This is a genomic window from Allobosea eneae (assembly GCF_042657265.1).
In the GTDB taxonomy this organism is placed as follows: Bacteria; Pseudomonadota; Alphaproteobacteria; order Rhizobiales; family Beijerinckiaceae; genus Allobosea; species Allobosea eneae.
Window position 1 is genome coordinate 22,355 of record NZ_JBHSLW010000141.1, and the last position, 6,048, is coordinate 28,402.

General features: G+C 64.8%; 5 protein-coding genes. All 5 read left to right on the forward strand.

The features are described 5' to 3' along the window. Positions 1-21 precede the first annotated feature (21 nt). Entirely contained in the window at positions 22-2,025 is a 2,004-nt protein-coding gene (locus ACFPOB_RS30945; RefSeq protein WP_377801971.1) for an ABC transporter ATP-binding protein, read from the forward strand. A gap of 396 nt (positions 2,026-2,421) precedes the next feature. Next, entirely contained in the window at positions 2,422-2,793 is a 372-nt protein-coding gene (gene rpsL, locus ACFPOB_RS30950; protein WP_057189964.1) for a 30S ribosomal protein S12, read from the forward strand. Between the two features lie 71 nt (positions 2,794-2,864). Then, positions 2,865-3,335 carry a 30S ribosomal protein S7 gene (gene rpsG / locus ACFPOB_RS30955; protein ID WP_092159657.1) on the forward strand — a complete coding sequence of 157 codons (471 nt, stop codon included), beginning with the start codon at positions 2,865-2,867 and terminating at the stop codon, positions 3,333-3,335. A 36-nt stretch (positions 3,336-3,371) separates the two neighbouring features. Beyond that, complete coding sequence (gene fusA, locus ACFPOB_RS30960; RefSeq protein WP_377801972.1) at positions 3,372-5,447, forward strand: elongation factor G; 2,076 nt, start codon at positions 3,372-3,374, stop codon at positions 5,445-5,447. Positions 5,448-5,497: 50 nt separating this feature from the next. Further along, the coding region (locus ACFPOB_RS30965) for a GTP-binding protein (protein ID WP_377801973.1) at positions 5,498-6,048 on the forward strand (551 nt) is incomplete at its 3' end.

Consider the following 6,048-nt stretch of genomic DNA (forward strand, 5'->3'; position numbering starts at 1 on the left):
ATTGAGCCCCGCCGGTGATCAGTGAGCGACGACGAGGTCAAGCCGGGCACAGGCGAGAACGATGCCGCGCCCGATCCTGCGACGAAAGCTGCGACCGCCGGCGCGGTGAAGCGGCCGGCGCCGCGTCCGCCCGAGGAGCCGAAGCGGCGCGCGCTGCAGTCCGGCGCGGCCGAGGCGAATGACGACGAGGACGAAGACGACGAGGATGACGAGGAGGAAGACGATGAGGACGATGACGGTCCTGTCGTCTACACCGCCGGCGAAGCCGCGGGCGCGCTGCGAGGCGTCCTCTCCTTCACCTGGCCGCATCTCGGCCCGCATCGCCTCGGCATCTTCCTTGTCGGGCTCGGCCTCCTGGTCGAGATGGCCTTCAACGTGCTGATGCCGCTCTCGCTCAAATACCTTCTCGACGAAGTCTTCGAGGACAAGGATCGCAGCGAGCTGATCTTCATTCTCAGCGTGCTCGGCATTGCCGGGATCATCACCTCGGTGGTGGCGATCTGGTACGAATGGATCGACGCCAAGGTGACGGCGGCGATCACCACCGATGTGCGCCGCTCGCTGTTCGAGCACATCCAGAAGCTGCCGCTGAGCTTCTACGAGCGCCATCGCCGCGGCGAGATCCTGTCGCGCTTCTCGAACGACATGACCACCTATGAAGAGGCGGTCATCCATTTCGCCAATTGGGGCGCGCTGCCGCTGCTCGAGCTGCTGGCCGGCATCGCCCTCCTGATCTACCTCAACACCGAGCTCGGCCTGCTGGCGCTGCTGATCATCCCGATCGCGCTGATCGGGCCGCGGCTGATCACGCCGAGGGCGGTCGCCGCCAGCTATGAGGTCAAGCGCGCTCAGGCCGGCGAACTCGGCGTCGTCCAGGAGAATATCGGCGCGCAGCCGGTGGTGAAGGCCTTCGGCCTCGTCGGAATCTCGCAGCGCTGGTTCGGCCAGCGCAACCGCGTGCTGCGGGGAGCGCAGGCGCGCTCGACCTTCCTCAACACCATGGTCGAGCGCTCGATCACCATCGTGGTGCTCTGGCTGCACCTGATCGTGCTGGCGATCGGCGCCTATCTCACCTTCAACGACGTGATCACGGTCGGCACCTTCGTCGCCTTCGAGGCGGTGTTCTGGGAGATCACCTACAACCTCAACCACCTGACGCAGTACATCCCGGTGGTGATCGACGCCTCCGGCGCCGTGCGGCACATGCGCGACATCCTCGACGAGCCGATCCGGGTTTCCGACCGGCCAGACGCGGTCGAGTGCCCTCGCATCGCGCGCGAGATCGGCTTCGAAGGCGTGCGCTTCTCCTATGGCGGGGAGGGCGCCCAGATCGACGGGCTCGACCTTGCGATTCCCGCCGGCACGCGCGTCGCCATCGTCGGGCCGAGCGGGGCGGGCAAGAGCACGCTGCTCAGCCTGTTGTTGCGCTTCCACGACCCGCAGCAGGGGCGGGTGACGATCGACGGCGTCGACATCGCCAGCGTCACCCGCGATTCGCTGCGGGCCCAGATGGCGGTGGTGTTCCAGGACAATGTCCTGTTCAACACCTCGCTGCGCGAGAACATCCGGCTCGGCTCATTGGACGCGTCTGACGCCGAGGTCGAGGCCGCCGCCAAGAAGGCCGAGATCCATAAGTTCATCGCGAGCCTGCCCGCGGGCTACGACACCATCGTTGGTGAGCGCGGCGAGACCCTGTCGGGCGGGCAGCGCCAGCGCATCGCGATCGCCCGTGCTCTGCTGCGCGATCCGGCGATTCTCCTGCTCGACGAGGCGACCTCGGCGCTCGACCAGACCACCGAGGCCGCGATCAACCGCACCTTGAAGAAGATCGGCCGCGGCCGCAGCCTGCTGTTCGTGACGCACCGGCTGACCTCGGTCGCCGACATGGACGAGATCATCGTCATGGACGCAGGCCGAGTCGTGCAGCGCGGCGACCATGCGAGCCTGATGCGCAAGCGCTCCGGCCTCTACCGCAAGCTCTGGAACGACCAGATGCGGGTGAGCGCCGAAGATGACGAAGATTGAAGCTGAATCCGTCTCTCACTTTTAGCCCAGAGACTGCTTAGCAGCTCAGCCTGCAGAACAAGCTGGGCGGAACGGCCCAAAGGTGCAAATCCGGGGTTGACGCGAATCCTTACCTGAGTCATAAGCGCGCCACTGTCGATGGCTGTCGGACACGTTTGTCGCTTGCCTTTGTTGCAAGCGAGGTTCGCGACCGAAACTCCATCGGAATTCCAGCGTCTGACGACGACATGGCAGGACGCATGAATGCGGGCTCGTTCCGTGTTCCTCTGCATGGCGAACGCGCCTGAGGCCCCGTAAAAGGGCGCCGATGGCGCGGCTTCGTTTGGTCATGGCCTCGTGAGATGCCGGAATGAACACCGGAATTCATCAAGCGCTCAAGGGAGCGAGAGGCCTTAAATGCCGACAATCAGCCAGCTGATCCGCAAGCCCCGCTCGCCGGTCAAGGCGCGCAACACCGCTCCGGCGCTCGAGAACTGCCCGCAGAAGCGTGGCGTTTGCACGCGTGTCTATACGACGACCCCGAAGAAGCCGAACTCGGCGCTCCGCAAGGTCGCCAAGGTGCGTCTGACCAACGGCTTCGAAGTGATCGGCTACATTCCGGGTGAGGGTCACAACCTCCAGGAGCACTCGGTCGTCATGATCCGTGGCGGCCGCGTCAAGGACCTTCCCGGCGTGCGCTATCACATCCTGCGCGGCGTGCTCGACACGCAGGGTGTCAAGAACCGCAAGCAGCGCCGTTCGAAGTACGGCGCCAAGCGTCCGAAGTAATCAGTGTCGGACCGGCCGGGCAGGGGCTCAGCCGGTTCGCCGTTTTAGAAGATTTGACCGGAGACTAGACGATGTCCCGCCGCCATAGTGCAGAGAAGCGCGAGATCATTCCCGACGCCAAGTTCGGCGACGTGGTCGTGACCAAGTTCATGAACTCGGTCATGTACGAGGGCAAGAAGTCGACCGCCGAAGGCATCGTCTACGGCGCCTTCGACATCATCGAGGGCAAGCTGAAGAGCGATCCGCTCGCTGTCTTCAAGACCGCGCTCGAGAACGTCGCCCCGGCGATCGAGGTCCGCTCCCGCCGCGTCGGCGGCGCGACCTATCAGGTCCCGGTCGAGGTTCGCACCGAGCGCCGCCAGGCTCTCGCCATCCGCTGGCTGATCGCCGCCGCCCGCGGCCGCAACGACCGCACCATGGTCGAGCGCCTCTCGGCCGAGCTGATGGATGCCGCCAACAACCGTGGCAACGCCGTCAAGAAGCGCGAAGACACGCACCGGATGGCGGAAGCCAACCGCGCCTTCTCGCATTATCGCTGGTAATTCGTCCGTTACGACCCGGAAAGACAGAGCATTCCCATGCCCCGTTCTCATCCTATCGATCGCTATCGCAACTTCGGCATCATGGCCCACATCGATGCCGGCAAGACGACGACGACCGAGCGCATCCTGTTCTACACCGGCAAGAGCCATAAGATCGGCGAAGTCCATGACGGCGCCGCGACCATGGACTGGATGACGCAGGAGCAGGAGCGTGGCATCACCATCACCTCGGCTGCGACGACCTGCTTCTGGCGCGACAACCGCCTGAACATCATCGACACCCCCGGCCACGTCGACTTCACCATCGAAGTCGAGCGTTCGCTGCGCGTGCTCGACGGCGCCGTGTGCGTGCTCGACGGCAACCAAGGCGTCGAGCCGCAGACCGAGACCGTCTGGCGCCAGGCCGACAAGTACGACGTCCCGCGCGTCGTCTTCGTCAACAAGATGGACAAGATCGGCGCCGATTTCTATCGCTGCGTCCAGGACATCATCGACCGCGTCGCCGGCAAGCCCGTCTGCCTGCAGATCCCGATCGGTGCGGAGTCGAACTTCGCCGGCGTGATCGACCTCATCAAGATGAAGGCGATCGTCTGGAACGGCGAGGCGCTCGGCGCGACCTTCGACGAGAAGGAAATCCCTGCCGATCTCGCCGACAAGGCTGCCGAGTATCGCTCGAAGCTGGTCGAAGCCGCCGTCGAGATGGACGATGCGGCGATGGAAGCCTATCTCGAAGGCAACGAGCCCGACGCCGAGACGCTGCGCCGTCTGGTGCGCACGGCCGTGCAGCGCCGCGCCTTCCACCCGGTCCTCTGCGGCTCGGCCTTCAAGAACAAGGGCGTGCAGCCCCTGCTCGACGCCGTCGTCGACTTCCTGCCGTCGCCGGTCGATCGTGGCGCGGTCGAGGGCATCGACTTCAAGACCGAAGAGCCGACCACCCGCGAGCCCACCGACGAAGCTCCCTTCGCTATGCTCGCCTTCAAGATCATGGACGACCCCTTCGTCGGCACCATCACCTTCTGCCGCGTCTATTCGGGCAAGGTCGAGGCGGGCCAGGGCGTCATCAACTCGACGCGCGACAAGAAGGAGCGTGTCGGCCGCATGCTGCTGATGCACGCGAACAACCGCGAGGACATCAAGGAGGCCTATGCCGGCGACATCGTCGCCCTGGCCGGCCTCAAGGACGTCCGCACCGGCGACACGCTGTGCGACCCGAACCAGGCGGTGATCCTGGAGCGCATGGAGTTCCCCGAGCCGGTCATCACGATCGCGATCGAGCCGAAGTCCAAGGCCGACCAGGAGAAGCTGGGTCTCGCCCTGTCGAAGCTCGCGAACGAGGATCCGTCCTTCCGCGTCTCGACCGACCAGGAGAGCGGCCAGACCATCCTGAAGGGCATGGGCGAGCTGCATCTCGACATCAAGGTCGACATCCTGAAGCGCACCTACAAGGTCGACGCCAATATCGGCGCGCCGCAGGTCGCCTATCGCGAGACGCTGACCAAGAAGGCCGAGGTCGACTACACCCACAAGAAGCAGACCGGCGGTACCGGCCAGTTCGCCCGCGTCAAGCTGGTGATCGAGCCGAACGAGACCGGCAAGGGCTTCGAGTTCGAGTCGAAGATCGTCGGCGGCGCGGTGCCGAAGGAGTACATCCCCGGCGTCGAGAAGGGCCTCAACTCGGTCATCGGCTCCGGCGTGCTTGCCGGCTTCCCGGTGGTCGACGTCAAGGTCTCGCTGATCGACGGCGCCTTCCACGAAGTCGACTCGTCGGCTCTGGCCTTCGAGATCGCCTCGCGCGCCGCTCTGCGTGAAGGCTTGCAGAAGGGCGGCTCGGTGCTGCTCGAGCCGATCATGAAGGTCGAGGTCGTGACCCCGGAAGACTATACCGGTTCGGTCATCGGCGACCTGAACTCCCGGCGCGGCCAGATCCAGGGCCAGGACATGCGCGGCAACGCGGTCGTCATCAATGCGATGGTGCCGCTGGCCAACATGTTCGGCTATGTGAACCAGCTGCGCTCGTTCAGCCAGGGCCGCGCCAACTACACGATGCAGTTCGACCATTACGAGCAGGTGCCGTCCGCGGTCGCTGCCGAGGTCCAGGCCAAATACGCCTGATAGAAGAACGCATTACACGGAACACTTGAAGAGATCTGACGGAGGCTACGATGGCCAAAGAGAAGTTTGCTCGCACGAAGCCGCACTGCAACATTGGTACGATTGGTCACGTCGACCATGGCAAGACGTCTTTGACGGCTGCGATCACGAAGGTTCTGGCTGAGTCTGGCGGCGCGTCGTTCACGGCGTATGACCAGATCGACAAGGCGCCTGAGGAGAAGGCGCGCGGCATCACGATCTCGACGGCTCACGTCGAGTACGAGACCCCGGCTCGCCACTACGCGCACGTCGACTGCCCCGGGCACGCCGACTATGTGAAGAACATGATCACGGGCGCGGCGCAGATGGACGGCGCGATCCTGGTTGTGTCGGCTGCCGACGGCCCGATGCCGCAGACCCGCGAGCACATCCTGCTGGCGCGCCAGGTCGGCGTTCCCGCGCTGGTGGTGTTCATGAACAAGGTGGATCTGGTCGACGACGCCGAGCTGCTCGAGCTGGTCGAGATGGAGATCCGCGAGCTTCTGTCGAAGTACGACTTCCCGGGCGACGACATCCCGATCACCAAGGGCTCGGCCAAGGCGGCGCTGGACGGCGTCACCCC